19 protein-coding genes and 3 tRNA genes are annotated in these 22,696 nt (G+C 53.6%); 6 read left to right on the top strand and 16 right to left on the bottom strand.

The genetic code is table 11. The annotated features are described in order from the left end of the window. The first annotated feature begins 144 nt into the window (after positions 1-144). Positions 145-927: an enoyl-ACP reductase FabI gene (locus tag BMZ14_RS13810; RefSeq protein WP_074798593.1), complete on the top strand. Its 783-nt coding sequence runs from the start codon at positions 145-147 to the stop codon at positions 925-927. Between the two features lie 29 nt (positions 928-956). On the opposite strand, the gene BMZ14_RS13805 is transcribed toward BMZ14_RS13810, so the two are convergent. From BMZ14_RS13805 to groES, 13 genes are all read right to left on the bottom strand, one after another. Beyond that, positions 957-2,843 (bottom strand): SurA N-terminal domain-containing protein, encoded by a 1,887-nt coding sequence (locus tag BMZ14_RS13805; protein WP_074798591.1) that lies wholly within the window; start codon positions 2,841-2,843, stop codon positions 957-959. A gap of 60 nt (positions 2,844-2,903) precedes the next feature. Continuing rightward, positions 2,904-2,980 (bottom strand) — tRNA-Asp (locus tag BMZ14_RS13800). Positions 2,981-2,996: 16 nt separating this feature from the next. Next, positions 2,997-3,072 (bottom strand) — tRNA-Val (locus BMZ14_RS13795). A 12-nt stretch (positions 3,073-3,084) separates the two neighbouring features. Next, positions 3,085-3,357, bottom strand: coding sequence for an HU family DNA-binding protein (locus BMZ14_RS13790; RefSeq protein WP_074798589.1), 273 nt, complete (start codon positions 3,355-3,357; stop codon positions 3,085-3,087). 206 nt (positions 3,358-3,563) lie between these two features. Continuing rightward, a complete protein-coding gene (gene lon / locus BMZ14_RS13785; protein ID WP_074798587.1) occupies positions 3,564-5,975 on the bottom strand; it encodes an endopeptidase La in 2,412 nt (803 codons plus the stop codon). Between the two features lie 91 nt (positions 5,976-6,066). Next, positions 6,067-7,344, bottom strand: a complete 1,278-nt coding sequence (gene clpX / locus BMZ14_RS13780) for an ATP-dependent Clp protease ATP-binding subunit ClpX (RefSeq protein ID WP_074798585.1) — start codon at positions 7,342-7,344, stop codon at positions 6,067-6,069. A gap of 71 nt (positions 7,345-7,415) precedes the next feature. Next, a complete protein-coding gene (gene clpP / locus BMZ14_RS13775) occupies positions 7,416-8,060 on the bottom strand; it encodes an ATP-dependent Clp endopeptidase proteolytic subunit ClpP (protein ID WP_074798583.1) in 645 nt (214 codons plus the stop codon). A 1-nt stretch (position 8,061) separates the two neighbouring features. After that, positions 8,062-9,366, bottom strand: a complete 1,305-nt coding sequence (gene tig / locus BMZ14_RS13770) for a trigger factor (protein ID WP_074798581.1) — start codon at positions 9,364-9,366, stop codon at positions 8,062-8,064. 98 nt (positions 9,367-9,464) lie between these two features. Continuing rightward, positions 9,465-9,549: transfer RNA gene (locus tag BMZ14_RS13765), tRNA-Leu, on the bottom strand. A 127-nt stretch (positions 9,550-9,676) separates the two neighbouring features. Then, complete coding sequence (locus tag BMZ14_RS13760; protein ID WP_074798579.1) at positions 9,677-10,423, bottom strand: YciK family oxidoreductase; 747 nt, start codon at positions 10,421-10,423, stop codon at positions 9,677-9,679. Between the two features lie 90 nt (positions 10,424-10,513). Beyond that, complete coding sequence (hpnD, locus tag BMZ14_RS13755; protein WP_074798577.1) at positions 10,514-11,359, bottom strand: presqualene diphosphate synthase HpnD; 846 nt, start codon at positions 11,357-11,359, stop codon at positions 10,514-10,516. 220 nt (positions 11,360-11,579) lie between these two features. Continuing rightward, positions 11,580-13,238 carry a chaperonin GroEL gene (gene groL, locus BMZ14_RS13750; RefSeq protein WP_074798576.1) on the bottom strand — a complete coding sequence of 553 codons (1,659 nt, stop codon included), beginning with the start codon at positions 13,236-13,238 and terminating at the stop codon, positions 11,580-11,582. A gap of 51 nt (positions 13,239-13,289) precedes the next feature. Further along, complete coding sequence (gene groES, locus BMZ14_RS13745; protein WP_074798574.1) at positions 13,290-13,580, bottom strand: co-chaperone GroES; 291 nt, start codon at positions 13,578-13,580, stop codon at positions 13,290-13,292. A gap of 146 nt (positions 13,581-13,726) precedes the next feature. On the opposite strand from groES, the gene bioA reads away from it, so the two are divergent. Both bioA and dacB read left to right on the top strand, forming a co-directional pair. Continuing rightward, the gene (bioA, locus tag BMZ14_RS13740) at positions 13,727-15,037 is read left to right on the top strand and encodes an adenosylmethionine--8-amino-7-oxononanoate transaminase (protein ID WP_074798572.1); all 1,311 of its coding nucleotides are present in this window, start codon (positions 13,727-13,729) and stop codon (positions 15,035-15,037) included. 55 nt (positions 15,038-15,092) lie between these two features. After that, positions 15,093-16,718: a D-alanyl-D-alanine carboxypeptidase/D-alanyl-D-alanine endopeptidase gene (gene dacB, locus BMZ14_RS13735; protein WP_256208659.1), complete on the top strand. Its 1,626-nt coding sequence runs from the start codon at positions 15,093-15,095 to the stop codon at positions 16,716-16,718. Positions 16,719-16,841: 123 nt separating this feature from the next. Here dacB and trpE read toward each other — a convergent pair whose 3' ends face one another. The 3 genes from trpE to rpe form a co-directional block, all read right to left on the bottom strand. After that, on the bottom strand, positions 16,842-18,326 hold the full coding sequence (gene trpE / locus BMZ14_RS13730; protein ID WP_074798571.1) for an anthranilate synthase component I: 1,485 nt from the start codon (positions 18,324-18,326) through the stop codon (positions 16,842-16,844). A gap of 150 nt (positions 18,327-18,476) precedes the next feature. Further along, the gene (locus BMZ14_RS13725; protein WP_074798568.1) at positions 18,477-19,205 is read right to left on the bottom strand and encodes a phosphoglycolate phosphatase; all 729 of its coding nucleotides are present in this window, start codon (positions 19,203-19,205) and stop codon (positions 18,477-18,479) included. A 49-nt stretch (positions 19,206-19,254) separates the two neighbouring features. Continuing rightward, positions 19,255-19,938: a ribulose-phosphate 3-epimerase gene (rpe, locus tag BMZ14_RS13720; protein ID WP_074798566.1), complete on the bottom strand. Its 684-nt coding sequence runs from the start codon at positions 19,936-19,938 to the stop codon at positions 19,255-19,257. A gap of 163 nt (positions 19,939-20,101) precedes the next feature. On the opposite strand from rpe, the gene apaG reads away from it, so the two are divergent. From apaG to BMZ14_RS13705, 3 genes are all read left to right on the top strand, one after another. Then, positions 20,102-20,485, top strand: coding sequence for a Co2+/Mg2+ efflux protein ApaG (gene apaG, locus BMZ14_RS13715; RefSeq protein WP_074798608.1), 384 nt, complete (start codon positions 20,102-20,104; stop codon positions 20,483-20,485). 498 nt (positions 20,486-20,983) lie between these two features. Continuing rightward, positions 20,984-21,226, top strand: a complete 243-nt coding sequence (locus BMZ14_RS13710) for a hypothetical protein (RefSeq protein WP_074798563.1) — start codon at positions 20,984-20,986, stop codon at positions 21,224-21,226. 34 nt (positions 21,227-21,260) lie between these two features. Further along, the gene (locus BMZ14_RS13705) at positions 21,261-22,337 is read left to right on the top strand and encodes a sulfate ABC transporter substrate-binding protein (RefSeq protein WP_074798561.1); all 1,077 of its coding nucleotides are present in this window, start codon (positions 21,261-21,263) and stop codon (positions 22,335-22,337) included. The last annotated feature ends 359 nt before the right edge of the window (positions 22,338-22,696 follow it).

Below are 22,696 nucleotides of genomic sequence, written 5' to 3'. Positions count from 1 at the left end.
TGTATCAGTTGGCCCTCACCTTTTTGATGAGTCGCTACCGCTCATTTTTCAGTTTAATGCCATGAGCAGCAAGGCTTTTTGCATCACTTGACCCTCGTCTTCAGGGCAAGTTCGCTTACTACTCAATATTTCCAAGGATAGGACATGACTCTTCTCGCCGATAAGCGCATTCTCATCGCCGGACTGCTAAGTAATCGCTCTATTGCGTATGGCATTGCGAAAGCTATGCACCGTGAAGGTGCGCAACTGGCTTTTACTTATCAAGGGGAGGCGGTGCGCGAACGAGTCGCAAAAATTGTCAGTGAATTTGATAGCGATTTGCTGTTTCCGTGCGATGTTTCGAACGATGAAGAAATCACGCGGTGTTTCGACGATCTCGGGAAACGTTGGGACAGCCTTGATGGTATCGTTCACTCAATTGCCTTTGCTCCTCGCGAGGCGCTGAACGGGAACTACGTGGAAAGCGTGAATCGGGAAGCTTTTCGCATCGCGCATGACGTCAGTTCCTACAGTTTCACTGCGCTGGCAAAAGCGGGGATGCCGCTGATGCAAGGCAGGAATGGTTCGCTTTTGACACTCTCCTATCTTGGCTCGACCAGGGTCATGCCTAATTACAACGTCATGGGATTGGCTAAAGCAAGTCTTGAGGCGAATGTTCGCTTCATGGCATCCAGTCTTGGGCCCGAGGGGATACGGGTCAATGCAATTTCGGCTGGACCCATCAAAACGCTTGCCGCCGCCGGAATCGGCAATTTCGGAAAGCTGCTGAGCTATACCGAAAAAGTCTCGCCTTTACGACGAAATGTATCAATCATCGAGGTGGGTAATGTCGCCGCTTTTCTATGCAGTGATCTGGCTAGCGGGATTACTGGCGAAATTACTCATGTAGACGCAGGCTTTAATACGGTTGCATTTGACCTCGTTTGATCTGCAAGGAAGCTTGTCCTTGCTTCCTTCTACTTCTCAAGATTTTCATTCTTCACCGACACGTCATACCGCTTTCTGACGCCGGCCAGATAAGATGCAAGTTCCTGCTGGGCGAGTAGCTGCTGTAATTGCTCGGCAAAAGCTTTACGTTCGGCGGGATCCGGCGATGCGGATTCGGTGACGCGCCCGACACGAACCAGGGTAAATCCGCCCCGGGAATTTGCCACTCCGGTGTAGGACGGCAATTCGGTCGCTTCAATTTTAAAAATAGCGCGCAAGATCTCGCCATCAAGACCTTGGGGATCCGTCCGCGAAACTTGCTGAGCGGCACCCCACCTGACTATCCCGTCTTTGCCGGCCTGCAACTGCTCAAGCTTTTCCTTTCCCTCGTTTACAGCCGCCTTGGCCGCTTCCTGCCGGGCTATGAGTCCCGCAATTTTATCCCTCAATGCTGTGACAGGAGGCAGGCTCGCCGGCCTGTGATCCACTACCCTGGCAGCTACCAGGACGTTTGGTGAAACTTCGATCGCCTCGGTATTTCGTTTGTCCTTGATTGCATCATCCGAGAATATTGCCTCCAGCAGTCTTTCATTGCTGAAATACGGAAGCTCGCCCGCATCCCTGGCTATCCACTCGCTCTTCTGCACGGGCAAGTTGAAATTCTCGGCGGCAGGCTGCAGGCTGTCGCTCTGCTCATACACTATATTGCCGAAGCCTTCCGCCATCTCACCAAACATCTTTTCGGCTTTTTGTCTTTTTACTTCCTGCTCAACCTGATTTCTTACTTTATCAAGACTGACCTGCTCTGCGCCCTTTATTCCGGCGAGCTTGATGATATGGAAACCGTGTTCCGTTTCGACCACATCGCTGATCTCATCCAGCTTCATCTGAAAAACTGCGTCTTCGAAAGTCTTGACCATCGAGTTCCGTGGGAAAAAGCCAAGGTCGCCTCCTTTGGCTGCAGACCCTGGATCCTGGGAATGCTCTCTGGCAAGATCCTCGAAGCGCTGGGGAGCCTTTCTGATTTCGTCCGCCAGTTGCTCCGCTTTGGTGCGCGCCGCAGTTTTTTCTGCATCTGAAGCGGTAGCAGGGGCACTGATCAGAATGTGGCTTGCCCGGCGTTCTTCGGCCTGCCCGAACTCGTCCTTGTGCTCGTTGAAATACTTTGTTACTTCCTCGTCGCTGACATGCGACTGATTGATCAGCTCATCCAGTGACAACACCACATATTCGACGCGCACCTGTTCCGGCAGCCGGAATTCAGCCTGATGGGTATCGTAGTACGACTTGATGGCTTCGTCATCGGGTTTGACCTGGGCCAGAAATTGCTCGGGTTGTATCTGAACCACATTGATTTCGCGTTTCTCTTCACCCAGTCGTATGACTCTTTCTGCCACTGAGCTGGAAATGAAACCATTTTCGCTGTAGGGAGCGATAAGTTGCTGACGCATCAGTTCCTGGCGCACGCGTGCTTCAAATGCCTTCGGGCTCAATCCCTGACCGCGCAGCAGCTCCTCGTAACGCTGTTTGGAAAATTTGCCGTTTTCCTGGAACGCGGGAATATTCTGTATCATTTCTATCAGCTGGGAATCCGGCACCATCAATCCCACCCGCGATGCCTCATGCCGCAGTAGCCGCTGCTGAATCAACCCTTCCAGTACTGCCGATCTTACTTCCGGAGAGTCCAGCATTGCGTCGTTGACCACGCCCGCCATGGATGCTCGCAGGCTTTCCTGCTGGTTGCGCAGCGCCTGTGCAAATTCCTCGCGATGAATCTTCTCCCCGGCCGCATGTGCGACGATATCTTCGCCATCGGCGCCTTGATATGACTCGAGGCCCCAGAATACGAAGGGCAACATGGCAAGCCCCAGGATGATCTGGACCACGCGCCTTTTTTTATTAACAAAATCGAACATTAATGGACTAAAAGGAATAAAAAAGGCGAACTTGCGTTCGCCCTGGTTTAGCGCAAAATCTGGCGGAGTGGACGGGACTCGAACCCGCGACCCCCGGCGTGACAGGCCGGTATTCTAACCAACTGAACTACCACTCCAACAATTAATACCTGCTGGTGGGTGCTGACGGGGTCGAACCGCCGACATTCGCCTTGTAAGGGCGACGCTCTACCAACTGAGCTAAGCACCCTATTGAAAAACGCTAGTTTACTGCATCCTTGAGCGCCTTGCCAGCGGTGAATTTCGGAACCTTTGTTTCCTTGATCTTGATAGCTGCGCCGGTGCGCGGATTGCGGCCGGTGCGGGCGGCGCGTTTGCCCACCTTGAAGGTTCCAAATCCGACCAGGGTTACGCTTTGGCCTTTTTTTAGAGCTGCTTTAATCGCCGATAACGCACCGTCCAGCGCATTTCCGGCGGACGCCTTGGAAATGTCCGAAGACTGGGCGATGGCTTCGATGAGTTCAGATTTATTCACGTGATTCCCCTTTCGTTATTGTTAAAAGAGTTACAAAAACCCTGCAATCGGTTTTATATCAAGCCGCTTGTGCTTGGTCAAGCAATTGTGGAAATATTTCGAAAACGCTCCATACACCCTGTTTACGGCTGAAGTTCTCGCGAACATGAAAGTAAATTCGCCTGTAAAAGCGATTCGCGGTCAAGCGATAAAAATGCAAAAATAACTCAGTGCTTGATCAAAGTGCGGGTTGCCTCCCCCTCTACCGCAACAGGGCCGGGAACCGGGGACGCAGCGGCAGGAAGCGCGTCCGGCTTGCGCTCCAATGCCAGGTCCAGCACCTGATCTATCCACTTGACCGGATGAATATCCAGCCGATTTTTAATATTTTCCGGAATCTCCGTCAGGTCCTTGACGTTGTCCTCGGGAATCAGCACCGTTTTTATTCCGCCACGATGCGCTGCAAGAAGTTTCTCCTTGAGCCCGCCGATGGGCAGTACTTCCCCACGCAAGGTGATCTCTCCCGTCATTGCCACGGTCGCGCGAGCCGGAATCCCGGTCAGAGCCGATACCATCGCAATGCAGATCCCGATCCCTGCGCTTGGACCATCCTTCGGCGTCGCACCTTCGGGCAAATGAATATGAATATCATTCTTCTGGTAAAAATCATCAGCGATACCGAGAGCCCTCGAGCGGCTTCGCACCACCGAGAGCGCGGCCTGCACTGACTCCTGCATCACTTCACCCAGTTTTCCGGTTGTGATGGTTTTCCCCTTGCCGGGCAACACTACGGCCTCGATAGTCAACAGTTCCCCGCCAACTTCGGTCCATGCCAGGCCGGTTACCTGCCCTATCTGATTTTTTTCTTCCGCAACGCCATATGTGTAACGCCTCACGCCCAGATACTTATCCAGATTCCGCCCGCTGACGGTAATCTTTTTCTGATCATTTTTCAGCAATAAGGCTTTTACCACTTTCCGGCATATCTTCGAAATTTCCCGTTCCATCGCGCGTACTCCGGCTTCGCGCGTGTAATAGCGCGTGATATCGCGCAAGGCCGATTCCGATACCGCCAATTCATTTTCCTTCAAACCGTGGTTTTTTATCTGTTTGGGCAGCAGGTAGCGCATCGCAATATTAAGCTTTTCATCTTCCGTATAGCCGGATAACCTGATCACCTCCATGCGGTCGAGCAGCGCGGCAGGTATATTCAGTGTGTTCGCGGTGGCGACGAACATGACGTCGGACAAGTCGTACTCAACCTCGATATAATGGTCCACGAAAGAATTGTTCTGCTCCGGATCGAGCACTTCAAGCAACGCGGATGAGGGATCGCCGCGGAAATCCATGCCCATCTTGTCCACTTCATCCAGCAGGAACAAAGGGTTCTTTACACCCACCTTGGTCATGTTCTGCAAGATCTTGCCCGGCATCGAGCCAATGTAAGTACGGCGGTGGCCTCGTACTTCGGCCTCGTCACGGACGCCCCCAAGAGACATTCGCACAAATTTCCGATTCGTGGCCCGGGCAATGGATTGCCCCAATGACGTCTTGCCCACGCCAGGAGGACCCACCAGGCAAAGAATGGGCGCTTTTAACTTATCCACGCGCTGCTGTACGGCGAGATACTCGACAATTCTCTCCTTGACTTTTTCGAGACCATAATGGTCCTGCTCGAGCACAACCTCAGCGGTACTCAGATTTTTGCTGATTTTGCTCTTTTTCTTCCAGGGTAACGCCACCAGCGCGTCAATATAATTTCGCACGACGGTGGCCTCAGCCGACATGGGCGACATCAAGCGCAATTTCTTCAATTCCGCTTCCGCCTTGGAACGAGCTTCCCTGGACATCTGGGCCGACTGTATCTTCTTGTCGATCTCTTCCAGATCAGCGCCGTCCTCACCTTCGCCCAGTTCCTTCTGAATGGCTTTCACCTGTTCATTGAGATAGTAGTCGCGCTGGCTTTTCTCCATCTGCCGCTTGACTCGGCCACGAATGCGTTTTTCAACCTGAAGTATGTCAAGTTCGGTTTCAAGTAGCCCCAACAGGTGTTCCAGACGCTTCGGTACGTCAAAAATTTCCAGTACTTCCTGCTTTTGCTCGAGTTTCAAGGGCAGGTGGGCAGCAATGGTGTCGGCGAGACGCCCCGCTTCATCTATGCCGCTGAGCGAGGTCAATATTTCGGGAGGAATCTTCTTGTTGAGCTTTACATACTGGTCGAACTGCGCGAGCATCGCGCGCCGCATTGCTTCCACCTCATGGTTGTCAACGGCATCCGGGGGCAATAAGGCGGCCTCACCGGAAAAGTACGTGCCGTCATCGGTTACTTTCATAATACGCGCGCGGCGGTTGCCTTCCACCAGAACCTTGACGGTGCCATCCGGCAATTTGAGCATTTGCAGCAGGTTTGCAACAGTGCACACGCCATAGAGGTCTTCCGGCGCCGGTTCGTCCTTGGCTGCGAATTTCTGTGCAACCAGCAGAATACTCTTGTCGGATTCCATGGCGATTTCCAGCGCCTTGATGGATTTGGGCCGCCCGACAAAAAGAGGAATCACCATATGCGGGAAGACGACGACGTCGCGCAATGGCAATAGCGGCAATGAAATCTGATTGGGGTCGTTAAATGGAGAAGACATAATCGGCTCACCTATAAGAAACAAACGAGGGTTATGGGGACGCCGCAGAGAAAATTCAAGGCAACGGACCAGGCAAGGTGCAGAACTCGGACTAACAGCTCTTGGCTATCTTGGGCTTATCCGAATAAATCAGGATGGGTTTGATATCGCCATTGACCGAGCCGTGATCGATCACCACCTTGGCAACATTTTCCAATGATGGGAGATCGAACATCGTATCGAGAAGGGCATTCTCCAGAATGGAGCGCAAGCCACGCGCCCCGGTCTTGCGTGCCAGCGCCTTCTTCGCAATCGCTTTGAGTGCATGCTCACGAAATTCGAGATCGACGCCCCCTTCCATATGAAACATTTTCTGATACTGCTTTATGAGCGCGTTTTTCGGCTCCGTCAAGATTTGAATCAACGCTGACTCGTCCAGCTCTTCCAGGGTGGCAACCACAGGCAGGCGACCGACAAACTCTGGAATGAGCCCATATTTGACCAGATCTTCCGGCTCTACTCCACGCAGTACCGCGCCGACGTCCTTGCGGTTGTCGCGGCTCCTCACATTGGCGCTGAAGCCTATCCCGCCTTTTTCAGATCGTGCGCGTATTACCTTGTCGAGCCCATCAAAGGCGCCACCACAAATAAAGAGAATGTTGGTGGTGTCCACCTGCACGAATTCCTGATTGGGATGTTTTCTTCCTCCCTGGGGAGGCACCGAAGCGACAGTTCCCTCGATCAGCTTCAGCAGAGCCTGCTGCACGCCCTCCCCCGAAACATCCCGCGTAATTGAAGGGTTATCGGCTTTACGCGAAATCTTGTCGATTTCGTCGATATACACGATGCCCTGCTGGGCCTTTTCCGCGTCGTAATTACATTTCTGAAGGAGTTTCTGGATTATATTTTCAACATCCTCACCCACATAGCCTGCTTCGGTCAATGTTGTTGCATCTGCCATGACAAAAGGGACATCAAGCAGGCGCGCCAGCGTCTGGGCAAGCAATGTCTTGCCTGACCCTGTCGGACCGATAAGCAGGATGTTGCTCTTCGCCAGCTCGATATCGTCCGCGTCAGGGGATTTGGCAAGGTTTCTTAGCCGCTTGTAGTGGTTGTATACCGCCACTGAAAGGATTTTCTTCGCCTGCTCCTGACCGATCACGTAGTGATCGAGGATCTGGCGAATTTCATGCGGCACCGGCAGATCGGACTTGGTAAGCTTGGCCGCTTCCGCCCCTTGTATTTCCTCCCGAATGATATCGTTGCAAAGCTCGATACATTCATCGCAAATAAATACAGATGGACCGGCGATGAGCTTCTTTACCTCGTGTTGACTCTTGCCGCAAAAGGAACAATAAAGCAGTTTTTCCCCGCCAGTTTTCTCTGACATAGTTTTATCCCGCATTATCCGAGCTGATGCGCCCGTAGTTAATAGTTAACTCCCGCATGGCTCCTTGTATTTCAACTCGTACTCTCATTCCTGTAGGTTAGCATAGCATCGATCAATCCGTACTCCACGGACTGCTCCGCGCTGAGAAAATTATCCCGGTCGGTATCTCTTTCAATGGTTTCTATGCTTTGACCTGTGTGCTTGGCCAGCAATTCATTCAACCGGCTCTTCAGAAACAGAATCTCTTTGGCGTGTATTTCAATGTCGGAAGCCTGACCCTGGAAGCCGCCCAGCGGTTGATGGATCATAACCCTCGAGTTCGCGAGGCAGAAACGCTTGCCTTTTGCGCCCGCGGTCAGCAGCAGCGATCCCATGCTCGCGGCCTGGCCTATGCAAAGCGTGCTGACGTCGGGCTTGATGTACTGCATGGTATCGTAAATCGCCATTCCGGCAGAAACCAGCCCGCCAGGAGAATTTATATAAAAGTGAACGTCCTTGTCGGCATTTTCCGATTCCAGAAACAAGAGCTGCGCCACGATCAGATTTGCGGAAGCCTCGGTTACGGGACCCACCAGAAATATGACTCTCTCCTTCAGCAAACGGGAGTAAATATCGTAGGCGCGTTCCCCCCTCCCACTAGTTTCGATCACCATGGGGATCAGGCCCAAACCGGTTGGCTCGGGATTACGCTGCTTCCAGTCCAGTTGTTGCATCATGTCATGATCTTCCCATTAACTCATCCAAAGTCATCGCCTTATCCACCACCATGACCTTATCCAATACCCACCTTACCACGTTGTCTTCCAGGGCCGCCGACTCGGCCTCGTTAAGGCGATCCGGTACGGAATAATGCCATTTGATCACTTCGGCCGGATTCTCGTAACTCTGCGCCAGATCCTCCACCACCGCACGCACCTGTTCGGGCTTTGGATGCAGGCCGTGCATCTTGACCAGCTCTCCTAAAATCAGCCCCAGGTTAACCCGGCGTTGCGCCCGCTCCCGCAGCAAATCCTCCGGCAACGGGACATCCCTGGCATTCATTCCGCGCGACGCCAGATCATCTCTAGTGCTCTGCGTCAAGCGCTCCAGCTCAACTTCCACCAAAGCCTTGGGTGCCTGTATGCTGGTCGTATCGAGCAGTGCCTGCATCACCTGTTCCTTAAGTCTCGCACTTACCCGCTTGGACGCTTCGCGTTCGAGATTAGCCTCGATCTCCTTCCGCATTTTTTCGACGTCGCCGTCCGCGACGCCGAGCGATATGGCAAATTCCGAGTCAACGTCCGGCAGCTTCGAACCCTCTACTCCGTTGACCTTCACGTCGAATGTGGCGGTTTTTCCCGCGACCTCCTTTCCATGATAGTCTGCCGGAAAGGTAACTTCAAAGATTTTGCTCTGTCCGGCGATCATACCGGTAAGCGGTTCTTCAAAGTCCTTGAGTAACCTGCCCTCCCCGAGCACCAGGGTGAAATTCTCCGCTTTGCCGCCCGCGAATTCTGCGCCGTCGATAGTACCGTTATAGTCGATATTGATCCGGTCCCCCGGCTGGGCTGGCCGTTCAGCAGGTTCAAACTGAATTCGCTGCTTGCGCAGAACCTCGAGCGTCTTGTCCACATCGCCATCGGTAACGCCGACTATGGGCCGTTCGACCCTGACCCCGCCCAGATCTCCCGGCACCACATCAGGGTAGACCTCAAATGTCGCGCTGAATTCAAACTGGCTGTCATTCTCGGTCGATGGCTTCGGTTCGAAACGTGGATAGCCGGCAATTTTCAGGTTATTCTCGCGCACAGCCTCGCTAAAGTTTTTCTTTAACACGTCGCCTATCACTTCCTGGCGCACCTGCGGGCCGTACTGCTGCATGACGATCTTGAACGGCACCTTGCCGGGCCGAAAACCATGCAATTTTGCCGTGCGCGCCAATCGCTTCAGGCGACTCTCGACTTCCGTCTCGATTTTTTCCTGAGGGATCGAAACGTTAAGGCGGCGTTCCAGCGCACCGAGATCTTCAACATTCGTTTGCATTGCACTTCCTGACTGGTTGATAACAGAGACGCAGGGTTAACGGCCGGGGGAACGCGAGGGCCGTAGATGCAGCTTCGCCCGGACGGCTTACAGTTCCCTGGTGCGAAAGGGGGGACTCGAACCCCCACACCTTTCGGCGCCAGAACCTAAATCTGGTGCGTCTACCAATTCCGCCACTTTCGCAGGCCGCGTTATTCTCATTGATACCCTGGTTAATTATACCTATTTCTCCCGGGGACGGCAGCCATAATAGAACCTCGCGGAAACAGGAGACACCTGCCGGCCCGCATTCTTGGCTCCGGAACTGACTTTAGCATAATATGGTTTTACCGCTCACAGCTTTACTGTCCGGTCCCATCAGGTACAAATAATATGGCATCAGATCCTCTGGTTGGCGCATGCCCTGCTTGACCTCCCCGGGATGCGTCCTGCTTCGTTGTGGCGTATGCACAGGGCCCGGGATCAAAACATTGATGCGCAGATTCGGAAGTATTTCCCATTCCTGCGCCTGAATTTTGACCAAGGCCTCCATTCCCGCCTTGGCCACGGCAAAGCCGTTCCAATATGCAGCCGGAACATGACCGTGGGTATCCGACGTCATTATGACGCTTGCGTCTGGTGAAGCTTTCATCAGCGGCAGACAGGCTCGCGTCAATGCAAATGGTGCGACAAGATTGACGCGCAGCAGCGCCAGCCATTGCTCCAGGGTCTGGGCCTCAAGTGGCGTAAGGCTGAATAGTAATGCAGCATTGTGCAGAATCCCGTCCAATGTGCCCAATTGTAATTTGATGGCTTGTGCCATAGCCGCAAAATCCTTGTCATCGGCCTTTTCCAGATCGAGCGGAAAAATTGCTGGCTGAGCACCGCCTCCCGCCTCGATTTCATCGTAAACGTTCTCCAGTTTCTTGATATTGCGTCCGTGCAAGATCACGGTAGCACCGTGCGCGGCATAGGTCAGCGCTGCCGTGCGGCCCAGGCCCTGCCCCGCGCCGGTTACCAGGATGACACGATTCTTGAGCAAATCCTGGGGCGCGCTATAGTCTTTAAATTCGTTCATGAAGGATAATTTGCGGGGTTGGAAGTCATGGTGAGTAATGCTGGAACGGGGGAAGCGCAGGATGAGGCAGTGCGTAACGGCAAAGACCCTTCACCCCTTCATCCAGGTTCGCCACGCGATCCATAATTTTCGCATGGGTGTAAGGCTGACCCGCTGCCGGAGGACATGGCAGCCGTCATCCCTGATCTCCTTCAGCAGCGCCCGGTAGATCCCCGCCATGATAATCCCGGTCCGCTGGCTTTTTCGGTCCTCTGCAGGCAATGCGGCGAACGCCCGGGTGTAATAACTTTCCGCCCGCTCGATCTGAAACTCCATCAATCGTCTGAAGTTATCGGTTTCTTGTAAATTGAGTATGTCGGCGTTGCTCACTCCAAAGCGGAGGAGCTCGTCCTGGGGAAGATAAATACGGTCGCGTGATGCATCCTCACCTACATCACGAATGATGTTGGTGAGCTGGAACGCAAGTCCCAGATCTTCCGCGTATCTCAGCGTTTCGGGATTACGATAACCGAATATCTCCGCCGAACACAAGCCCACCACGCTTGCCACGTGATAGCAGTAATGACGCAGCGTGTCGAAATCGGCATAGCGATTATAATCAAGGTCCATCTCCATGCCGTTTATGATTTCGTTCAGGCGCTCGGCGGTAAGATTAAAGGGGCGTCCAACATCCGCCAGCGCTTTCGCCACCGGATGACTGGGCTTGTTGCCATGATCCGGGTCAAAGATGGCGGCGACTTCCTGGCGCCACCACGCGAGCTTTGCTCGCGCTACCGTCGCATCGGTGCATTCATCCACTACGTCGTCCACTTCACGGCAAAAGGCGTAGAGTGCGGTAATGGCTCGGCGTTTTTCCAACGGTAGATAGAGAAAGCTGTAATAGAAGCTTGAGCCGCTTTGAACAGCTTTTTCCTGGCAATACTGGTCGGGGGTCATGATGAATAATTGAGGAAAAGAATATGGGTGCGTATCGCGCTGCGCTTACCTGGGAACCTGAAGAATACTTTATTTCGTTTAAACTTCCCATGCTGCCGGGGTGATCATGCAATACAGCGATCCCCCGGATTCTACCGGAGCCGGCTTTACCGCAATAAAAAACCCCACCGGAGCGGGGTTTCTTATGTGCTGCATTTTACGGCTGATACGAGGGTGAACCTTACATATCCATGCCACCCATTCCGCCCATCCCACCCATGCCGCCCATTCCACCACCCATACCGCCACCACCGTTTTCTTCCTTCGGAAGTTCTGCCACCAGAGCGTCGGTGGTCAGCATCAGGCTTGCAACAGATGCAGCGTGTTGGAGGGCGTAACGGGTTACCTTGGTAGGGTCCAATACACCCATTTCGACCATATCGCCGTATTCGCTCGTGGCAGCGTTATAACCGTAGTTGCCCTGGCCTTCCACTACCTTGTTGATGACCACGGAAGGCTCATCGCCGCAGTTAGCCACAATTTGGCGCAGCGGCTCTTCCAATGCTCGCAGAACAATCTTGATGCCTGCATCCTGGTCAGCATTGTCGCCCTTGATGCTGGCCAGCGCAGCACGGCTGCGCAACAACGCAACACCGCCACCAGGAACGATACCTTCTTCTACCGCGGCGCGGGTCGCATGAAGCGCATCTTCAACACGCGCTTTCTTCTCTTTCATTTCGACTTCGGTCGCTGCGCCGACTTTAATCAGCGCCACTCCGCCAGCCAGCTTCGCGACACGTTCCTGCAATTTCTCCTTGTCGTAGTCGCTGCTGGCTTCTTCGATCTGATTGCGGACCTGCTTCACGCGCGATTGGATATTTTGAGGGTCGCCAGCGCCGTCGATGACGGTTGTTTCTTCCTTGCCAATTTCAATGCGCTTGGCTTGGCCCAATTCCTTCAGCGTCGCCTTTTCGAGCGACAAACCGACTTCCTCGGCAATCACCGTGCCGCCAGTAAGAATGGCGATGTCTTCAAGCATTGCCTTACGACGGTCGCCGAACCCTGGTGCTTTCACTGCGCAGGTTTTGAGAATACCACGGATATTGTTTACTACCAGCGTCGCGAGGGCCTCGCCATCCACATCTTCGGCAATAATCAACAGTGGCTTGCCTGCCTTGGCTACCAGTTCCAGTACCGGGAGCAATTCGCGGATATTGGAAATCTTTTTGTCGTGCAGCAGGATAAAGGGGCTTTCCAGCAATGCGATCTGTCTATCCGCATTGTTGATAAAGTAAGGCGACAGGTAACCGCGATCGAATTGCATGCCTTCGACCACTTCCAGCTCGTTTTGCAGACCGGAACCGTCTTCCACCGTGATCACGCCTTCCTTGCCCACTTTTTCCATCGCGTCAGCAATGATCTTGCCGATTTCAGGATCGGAGTTGGCGGAAATGCTTCCTACCTGCGCAATTTCCTTGCCGGTAGTACAGGGTTTGGAAAACTTCTTGAGTTCTTCAACCGTTGCGGTAACGGCTTTGTCTATGCCGCGCTTGAGGTCCATCGGATTCATCCCGGCGGCGACATACTTCATGCCTTCTTTGACGATCGATTGCGCCAGCACGGTGGCGGTGGTTGTACCATCACCCGCCACATCGGAAGTCTTGCTCGCCACTTCCTTTACCATCTGTGCGCCCATGTTCTCGAATTTGTCTTTCAGTTCGATCTCTTTCGCTACCGAAACGCCGTCCTTGGTAATGGTCGGGGCGCCGTATGAACGCTCCAGCACTACGTTGCGGCCCTTCGGTCCGAGGGTGACCTTGACTGCATCGGCCAGTATATTTACGCCATTCACCATTTTGTGGCGGGCGGAATCGCCAAATTTCACTTCTTTCGCTGCCATGATCTCTTTCTCCTAATATCCAGAAAATGTTGTGTAAGGTGCCGTTGGGAACTAACCTTCGATAACGCCCATGATGTCTTCTTCTCGCATCACCAGAAGCTCTTCCCCGGATACCTTCACCGTCTGCCCGGAGTATTTGCCGAACAGAACTTTATCGCCGACTTTCACTTCCAGCGGTCTGACGTTGCCATCGTCGCCGGCCTTGCCCTTGCCTACAGCGACAATTTCGCCTTGATCGGGCTTTTCGGCAGCACTGTCGGGGATGACGATGCCGGATGCGGTCTTGCGTTCTTCTTCCAGCCGCCTGACAATAACGCGGTCGTGTAAGGGACGAATTTGCATATTTCTTCTCCTGTGTTAAAAATTAAAACCATTAAATCTCCTGGAAGGACTCGATCTACAGAACTTCCAGGATTTTTTCAAAAATTATTAGCACTCTCGGCTAACGAGTGCTAATAATAGGGTCTGTGGCAGGGAATTTCAAGTAGATGGTCAATAAATACTTGCTGGAACGCAGCCTGAGGTCAGTCTGGCATCCATGCACGCAGATGAAACAACATGAATTACAGCCTCTCGTTACAATCGCCCGGGGCGAAGGAGTATGGCTTTACGACTTCGACGGCAGGCGCTACCTCGACGCTATCGGATCCTGGTGGGTTAACCTGTTCGGTCATGCCAATCCACAAATCAATGCCGCCATCCGCGACCAGCTCGACAGGCTGGAACACGTCATGCTTGCCGGGTTTACGCATGAGCCGGTGGTGGAACTATCCGAGCGCCTGGGCAAGCTGCTGTCAAACAAGCTTGGTCATTGTTCGTACAGCAGCGACGGCGCATCCGCAGTGGAAATCGCGTTGAAGATGAGTTTTCAGTACTGGTACAACAGCGGTCATCCTGAAAAAAACCGTTTCGTCAGCTTGCAGAACGACTATCACGGTGAAACGCTGGGCGCGCTGTCGGTCACCGACGTGGCGCTGTTCAAGGATATCTATGCTCCACTACTGAGACCCGGCACGCACGTGCTCACTCCGGACTGGCGTTATGCGTCCGAGGGAGAATCTGGCAGGGATTACGCGCTTCGTGCCGCTACTGCACTCGAAACCTATCTACAGGAAAATCATGCAGTGACCGCCGCATTCATTGTGGAGCCGCTCATTCAGGGCGCGGCGGGGATGGGCATGTACCACGCCGATTATCTCAAGCGTGCAAGGGAACTGTGCGACAGGTATCAGGTACATCTGATCGCGGATGAAATCGCAGTCGGTTTTGGCAGAACCGGAACCATGTTTGCCTGCGAGCAGGCGGACATGGTTCCGGATTTTCTATGCCTCGGGAAAGGCCTGACTGCCGGCTACCTTCCCCTTTCCGTGGTGATGACCACGGATGCCGTATTTTCGGCTTTTTATCATGCTGAGACAGCACGCGCTTTTCTGCATTCGCATACCCATGCGGGCAATGCACTTGCGTGCCGGGCTGCGCTCGCGACCCTGGACATTTTCGAACAGGACAACATCATTGACACCAACCGCATCAAGGCAAGCTATCTCAACCATGCAGCTCATCCGATCGCATCTCATCCCAGGGTAAAAAACTTTCGTAACTGCGGAATGATCTGGGCGTTCGAGGTCGAAACATCCGATCCCGATTTTTCCGTAAACTTCTTTCATGCGGCGCTCAAACAGGAATTATCATTACGACCGCTGGGAAACACCGTTTATTTCATGCCGCCTTATATAATTGACGAGCATGAAACCGATTTGCTGGTAGCAGGAACTGTGCGCGCGTTGGACTCGTGCTGAGACGGATTGCTCACGCGAGTGGTATTTTCTGGCATCGTCAAGTAATGTGGTGGACATGCTCGTCGACAGCCTCTACCTGATCAGAATCCCCTATATGCACTTTCGGATGAACGCCAGCATGCTCCAGGCCGGTTGCGAAGCGGTACGAAAGCGGGAGGTTTTCGGTTTTAAACCATTCGGGCGAAAATCTGCCGTTATTCTGGGTGCGGTTCTATATTCTGCACTTGCCTTCTTGCCACTGACCGCGTATTCGCATGTTTTGCCGGCGCCTGTTCGCCAGGCGCTCAAGCAGGCGCGCATTCCCGAATCCGCCACGGGTATCTATGTTCATGAAGTCGGCGCAACCCAGCCCCTGCTGGCCGTGAATGCCGCCACGGCGATGAATCCTGCATCGGTAATGAAGCTTGTCACGACGTTCGCCGGACTGGAACTGTTGGGGCCAGCATATACCTGGAAAACCGAGTTGTACGCCGAAGGCACAATTCGGGGCGACACGCTCCAGGGTAATTTGATAATCAAGGGCTACGGTGATCCCAAGCTGAATCTGGAAAATTTCTGGTTGCTTACGCGGCGCTTGCGCCAGACAGGCCTGCGGGAGATCACCGGTGACCTCGTGCTGGACAGCAGCCACTTCGATCTACCCGTCGGCGACCCGGCCGCGTTCGACGGCAAACCCCACCGCTCTTACAACGTGCTCCCTGAAGCGTTGCTGGTGAATTACCGGACTGTGGCATTGCGTCTGCTTCCTCAACCCGGAAGCAAAACCATCCGGGTTGTCGTCGACCCGCTGCCGTCGTTACTGGACCTCAAGAACGGCCTGACGCTTACCAATGGTCTCTGCAATGAATGGCGGGACGCCCTCGGTACCGATATCCGTACCATTCGTACTGATAATGATGAAAATAGCCGTGTATCGATCATGCTCAACGGCAGTTATTCAATGGATTGCGGCGAAAAAACCTTGTTCCTCAGCGTAAACGATACGGCCAGTTATACCTTCGGGTTGTTCAGGCAGTTGTGGGAAGAACAGGGTGGCAGCTTTCGGGGCAAGGTGCGCGCCGGCAAGGCGCCCGAAGGAATATCGCCACTGGAAATTCACGAATCCCCTCCGCTTTCCGACATCGTTCGCGACATCAATAAATTCAGTAACAACACTGCGGCACGGCAACTATATCTTGCATTGGGCCTGACCAATGGCATGGTTACAGGGGGGGTCAAAGGTGAGGCGATGAGTGCGGCGGATGGTAGAAGCATGCCTCGTGCTACACTCACCAAGTCGGACATGGCCATGCAGCGATGGCTCGCCTCCAGACGGCTGGCTTTCCCCGAACTGATCATGGAAAATGGCTCCGGGCTATCTCGCAATGAGCGCATCAGCAGCCGCCATCTGGGGCAGCTTTTACTCGCGGCGTTTCAGAGCCCGGTCATGCCCGAGTTCATCTCATCGCTGCCGATCGCGGCAGTGGATGGAACGATGAAAAAGCGGTTGAACGGCAGCGCTACCGCGGGGCAGGCACACATCAAAACGGGTTTGCTGGAGGGCGTGAAAACCATGGCGGGATACGTGCTGGACAAATCGGGGAGGCGCGTAGTCGTAGTGTTTTTTGTTAACCATCCCAAAGCGGGAAGCGGCCAGCCTGCAATGGACACACTGCTGGACTGGGTTTATGAAAGGCCGTGACAGGTTGTTGGTGAATAGGCGTAGGTAAGCGACATTACCCGGCCTGGTCTTTAACCGCTCCGCTATCCTGATTGCAATGACAGCCGCAAGCAATGAGATATCAAAACGGGACTTCCAATCCTTCTACTCAAGCTTGCTATCCAATCCGCTTTCCGCTATTTCGGCCGCGCGCAGCAACGCCCTGGCCTTGTTTTGCGTCTCGATCCATTCACTTTGGGGCAGGGAATCGGCGACGATGCCTGCGCCCGCCTGCACGAAAAGCGAACCGTCCTTGATGACCGCGGTCCGTATGGCGATGGCAAGATCCATGTCCCCATTGAAACCCAGGTAGCCGACCGCCCCGGCATAGATTCCACGCCTGGAAACTTCCAGTTCGTCGATAATTTCCATTGCCCGTACCTTGGGCGCGCCACTGACGGTGCCGGCGGGAAAGGTGGCACGCAGTACATCCATCGCGTTCAATCCGGGTTTGAGCTTCCCGTCCACATTTGAAACGATATGCATGACGTGCGAATAGCGCTCGACCTGCATGTTTTCCGTGACCTTCACCGTGCCCGTCTGTGCTACGCGGCCCACGTCGTTGCGCCCCAGGTCCATCAGCATGATGTGCTCAGCGCGTTCTTTCGGATCGTTCAACAGGTCGGTCGCCAGCGCAGCGTCTTCCTGTGAGGTTTTACCGCGGGGACGCGTACCCGCGATAGGACGTACCGTCACGGTTTCTCCTTCCAGGCGTACCAGAATTTCAGGTGATGCGCCTACTACATGAAAGTCGCCGAAGTGATAATAGAACATGTACGGCGAGGGATTGAGACTGCGCAGGGCACGGTACAGCGCCAACGGTGAAGCGCCGTAGGGCTTGCTGGTACGCTGCGACAACACCACCTGCATGATATCGCCATCAAAAATATAACGCTTTGCGCGCTCCACAGCCGCGATGAAACTCAGTTCGCTGAATTCCGAGACACCCTCGCTCGATTCGCATGATGCTTCAACCGGAATTTCCACAGGGTTGCGTAGCTTCGAAAGCAGTTCTTTCAGACGCGCCTTCGCCGAATGATACGCCCCCGCCACGCTTGGATTGGCGTAGACGATGAGATAGAGCTTTCCGGAAAGGTTATCCACCACCGCCAACTCTTCGGACAACAGCAATAGTATGTCCGGCGTATCCAATTTGTCGGGACGGGTGTTGCGGCAGATATGATGGGTCAGCTTGCGCTCGATGTAGCGCACGGTATCGTAGGCAAAGTAGCCGGCGAGTCCCCCGCAAAAACGAGGCAAACCAGGATATGGTGCGGCCTTGAAACGCGATAGATAGGATTCGACGAAAGCTAGCGGGTTTTCTGCTTCGAACTCCTGCCGTTCGTCAGGATTAACGACGTGGATATGGTTACCGCGGGCCTCGACACGGCTTGAGGCGGGCAGGCCGACAAACGAGTAACGTCCGAAGCGCTCGCCACCCTGCACCGACTCCAGCAAGTAGGAATAAGGCTGATTGGCAAGCTTCAGATAAACTGATAAAGGAGTGTCGAGATCAGCAAAGGTCTCTAAAACCAGGGGGATGCGATTGTAGCCCTGTGCCGCCAGCTCGTCGAATTCAGCTTCAGTCATGATTTAACTCCACAAAAAACCGGAAAAAGGAAAGGCAGCAGCGTGTGTCGGCGTGAATCCTTTAGCAGCAGACACACCAACGAGCGAGGCTTCGGCGCCAGGGACGCCGCGCTTTCGCCGCATATCTTCCAATTTCGGTTTTTTCGTGAGTCATGGCGATTTTCGGATCAGTTTAGCCGCTTCGTATAACGTCGCAACAACCGCGTCGCAATCAAGTTCGCGCACGTCCCGTCCTTCGTTGTAGCCATAGGGTACGCAAAAGATGTGACAACCCGCCGCACGGGCGGCCTGCGCATCGTTCAGCGAATCTCCGATCAGCAGCATCTCGCCCGGTTCGATATTGAATTGCTTGCACGCGTGCAGTAGAGGCATGGGATCGGGTTTCTTTTTAGGCAGGGTATCGCCGGAAAGAACAAGATCGAAAAATTCCAGCAAGCCGGTGGCGCGAAGCAGAGGCAGGGTAAAAGCCTCCGCCTTGTTGGTAATGCAGGCCAGGCGGAAACCGCTTTCCCGTAACGCGCCCAGGCCGTCCAGGACACCTGGATACGGCCGTGTGTCCACGCACAGCGTTTTAGCATAATCCCGCTCATATATCGGCATAGCCCTGTCGAACAGTTCCGCTTCGGGTTCACCGTCCATGCTGGCTGTCAGCGAGCGCTTCACCAACTTCTCTACTCCCTTGCCGATGTATGACTGAATCGTTTCGGGTGGAAGCTCAGCGCGGCCCACTTCCCGCAACATCATGTTGGCTGCCGTAGCCAGATCACTTGCTGTATCGAGAAGCGTGCCGTCCAGGTCGATCATCACGGCTTTCACCGATAGGGGATATTTAACTTCAATCGCAGAAGCATCTGCGAGGGGCGAGAGGGTTTCGTTCACTTGGTGTTATTCCTGATAGTCGATAAGATCATATATGCGATATGCTACTTCAGACCCTTGCCAACTCCGCTCGCAGAGCCGCCACAACCGAGTCGTAGCGATGCGGATCGCTGTCCCTGCCTGCGCCATAAATAGCGGAACCGGCAACGAAAGTGTCGGCTCCCGCGCGGGCGATTTCAGCGATGTTATCTACTTTCACGCCACCGTCGATCTCCAGCAGAATATTCTTTCCCGTTTCATCAATACGCTTTCGAACCGATTTGAGTTTTTCCAATGCTTCGGGAATGAACTGCTGTCCGCCAAACCCGGGATTCACGGACATTATCAGCACCAGATCCAGTTTTTCCAGCACATGGTCGAGATAATTCAAAGGCGTCGCAGGGTTGAACACCATGCCGGCCTTGCACCCCTGTTCCTTGATAAGCCCGATAGTGCGATCAATGTGCCTGGAGGCTTCCGGGTGAAAGGAAATGATATTGGCTCCAGCCTTGGCAAAGTCGGGAATAATACGGTCTACCGGTTCAACCATCAGATGGACGTCGATAACCGCATCGGTCAAGGGTCGAATGGCCTCGCATACCAGTGGGCCAATGGTAAGATTGGGCACGTAGTGATTATCCATTACGTCAAAGTGGATAAAATCCGCACCGGAATCGATGACAGCAGTAATTTCCTCCCCCAGTTTGGCAAAGTTTGCGGAAAGAATACTTGGAGCGATGCGATAATTAGCCATGAAGGGCTTCCTTGTGATCAAAAAAACCCGATTTTAACCGCAATTACAGCTTCACGCTAACGGCTTCAACTTGGAAACCCTTATCCTCGATTTTTTTTAAAGCCTGAACTAATTTTTGGATGCCGCCCTTGCCGAGAGGGTGAAAATAGTGTGCAATGCCACCATGCCTGAAGAGAAAAAATACGAAATTGTTGTAAAGGTTCACACGACCTATCTCCCGGAACAATCGGACGAGGCGCTCGATCGTTATGTGTTCGCCTATACCATTGTTCTTTCCAATATCGGAACCGTCCCGGCACAGCTCATCAGCCGTCATTGGATCATTTCGGATGGGAGCGGAGGTATTCAGGAGGTGCGAGGCCTGGGAGTGGTAGGCGAGCAACCGCTGCTAAAGCCCGGCGACAGCTTCGAATATACCAGTGGCACTGCTATTTCCACCCCTGTGGGGTCGATGAAAGGCAGCTATCAGATGGTGGCCGAAGATGGTCTTCGCTTCGATGCGCCCATCCCGGAATTTATCCTGAGCGTACCAAGAATATTGCATTAGGAGTACCTGGCAATCCCACGACGCCCCTCTGGTGGCAAATGTCCACGGGTAGTCCCGCGCGCTCCTTCCTCGAAATATTCGTCAGCTGGCGCAAGCTAGATAGTCATGCCCGCCGACCCGACCAGTTCGTTTTTTCATCTTCGCGATCGTCTGAGCTATCTGAGAGGAAGCCCGTTCTCGAACAGGCTCTCGCCCCCTCTTCCGTTGCCTGACTGGCCTTCCTTTGATTGCTTCGACCGCTGATTAAGGTTTTCCAGCGCAAGTGACTTCGGAGTCCGCTCCTCCTGCATGTAGCTTTCATCCTCGGCTCCAACCGGCTGCGCTGCATAACGACATTAGATGCACAGAGCAGCGCCGGATAGACCAAAAGTGACGAAATCGGCATTGCTTGTCGACAGATCGCACATGTAGGATCAAATCAAGCCGTGAGCCCCTTAAAAATGCTGTAACAAACCCGCAGTAAGATTTGCGAACCGAATCTTCTTGCAGGAGTGAACGATGTTTGAATACGCAGTGTATGTCCGGACTGAAGAAGGCTATATCGAACGCATGAATAATGTTATTTCCAATCTGCCTTACGATTTGCGAGGAACCTATGGTTCGTTATCCCCCTATGTGCACGAAGAAGCGCTTGTCGGTTTTCCTGAATCAGTCGTGCTCTGGAAAAACAGTACAGGGCCCAGCGTAGGGATAGCCCCTATTAACGCTGATAGCAACTCCCCCAAATTATTGGTTGCCTAGAGCAAAGCTGCTTGGCAACTGGAGGAAATTAAAAATGACTCTCAATACTTCCCATTTCGCTGTTGGTATATTTATAGCGCTGGTGAGCCTGGGCGCCGCCTACGCTACCCTGACCAATTTTCCAGGTCGTCCTGCACCCGGTGCCGCGGGGCGGTTACATGAGGATTTGAGTGTTAAGTTTGCCTCTCACTGGAAAACCGTGACGGGCATGGATATCAAGGTGGAGCAAGCGCGGAGCAAGTCCGGAAAGCCCGTGCATATTACGGTCGATGGACTCGATGTTCCCGCCCTTGCGTTGTCCTACGACGTGAGCAAGCTGCATGATAGAAAAAGATTTATCGCCCCAGGTCCCCGCGAACTTTTCGCGCAGGATTCCCGGGTTGGCTCTTATCCTTCACCCTATACGTCCCCGATCGTGTTCCTCGTACGGAAAGGCAACCCAAAGGAACTGAAGGACTGGAGCGATCTGGCACGTCCTGATATAAAACTAGTTACCGCAAACCCGAAAAGCTCTGAAAGCGGTCAGTGGAATTATCTTGCGGCCTGGGAATACGGGATGAGGCAATCTGGCGGCAGTGAACAGGCCGCGCGTGAATTTGTCAGCCAATTATTTGCCAACGCCCAGACCGTGGACTCCAATGGTAAAAAGCCGGGAAACTCGGCTACTGCCTTTGTCTTTCTCAATATAGGCGATGTACTCCTCACATGGGAAAATGAAGCGAACCTGATCGTTCAGAATAGCGGAAACGATAAGTTTGAAATCGTTACCCCGTCCATGTCCATTGTGGCTGAGCCTGTTATAAGCGTAGTGGATGCGGCTGCACATGGGAATGGCGCGCGCGGTGTAGCGGCTTCATACATCGCGTACCTCTATACACCCGAGGCGCAGCATATCGCCGCCAAGCACTATTACCGTCCCCGTGATCCGTCCGTTGCGGGCAAGTATGAGGATCGGTTTCCCCACCTTGAGCTGTTTACGGTTGACGAGGTGTCCGGCGGCTGGCAGAAAGCCCAGCAGATGCATTTTGCCAGGGGCGGTGTGTTTGACCAGATCACCGGTAATGTTGCAGATTCTGTCGCCCTGAAGGTCTCTACCGATGCCGCGTTGTAGATAAGCGCGATGGATAATTTACCCGTCCTCAAGAATTAAAGATTTCGAGCGGCCGCAAGGGTAGTTATCAACAGTTCGTCCACTTTACGTCCACTCTAATTGGGGAAACCTGATTAGCGGGAGTTCCCCGATCCACGGCCACACAAGCACCAGGTCGAGCGCCAGCGGATCACGAGGGCGCCGGCCTCATTTGCAGAAGGGGCCGCCACATCACGTCAGGCTGCGGTACCCTCCAGTCGAATATATCTACTAAGATGACCGCGTTATCGATGCAATGACGGTTTTTCGCACGTCATGCCGTTGAGTATCAGTATCAGCTGCGGAAAACCATAAAAAAAGGTATTTGATGCACAAGGTAG

This window comes from Nitrosospira briensis, assembly GCF_900115125.1.
Taxonomy (GTDB): Bacteria; Pseudomonadota; Gammaproteobacteria; order Burkholderiales; family Nitrosomonadaceae; genus Nitrosospira; species Nitrosospira briensis_A.
The sequence above is the reverse complement of the archived record's forward strand: the minus strand, read 5'-3'. Positions and strand labels throughout refer to the sequence as shown.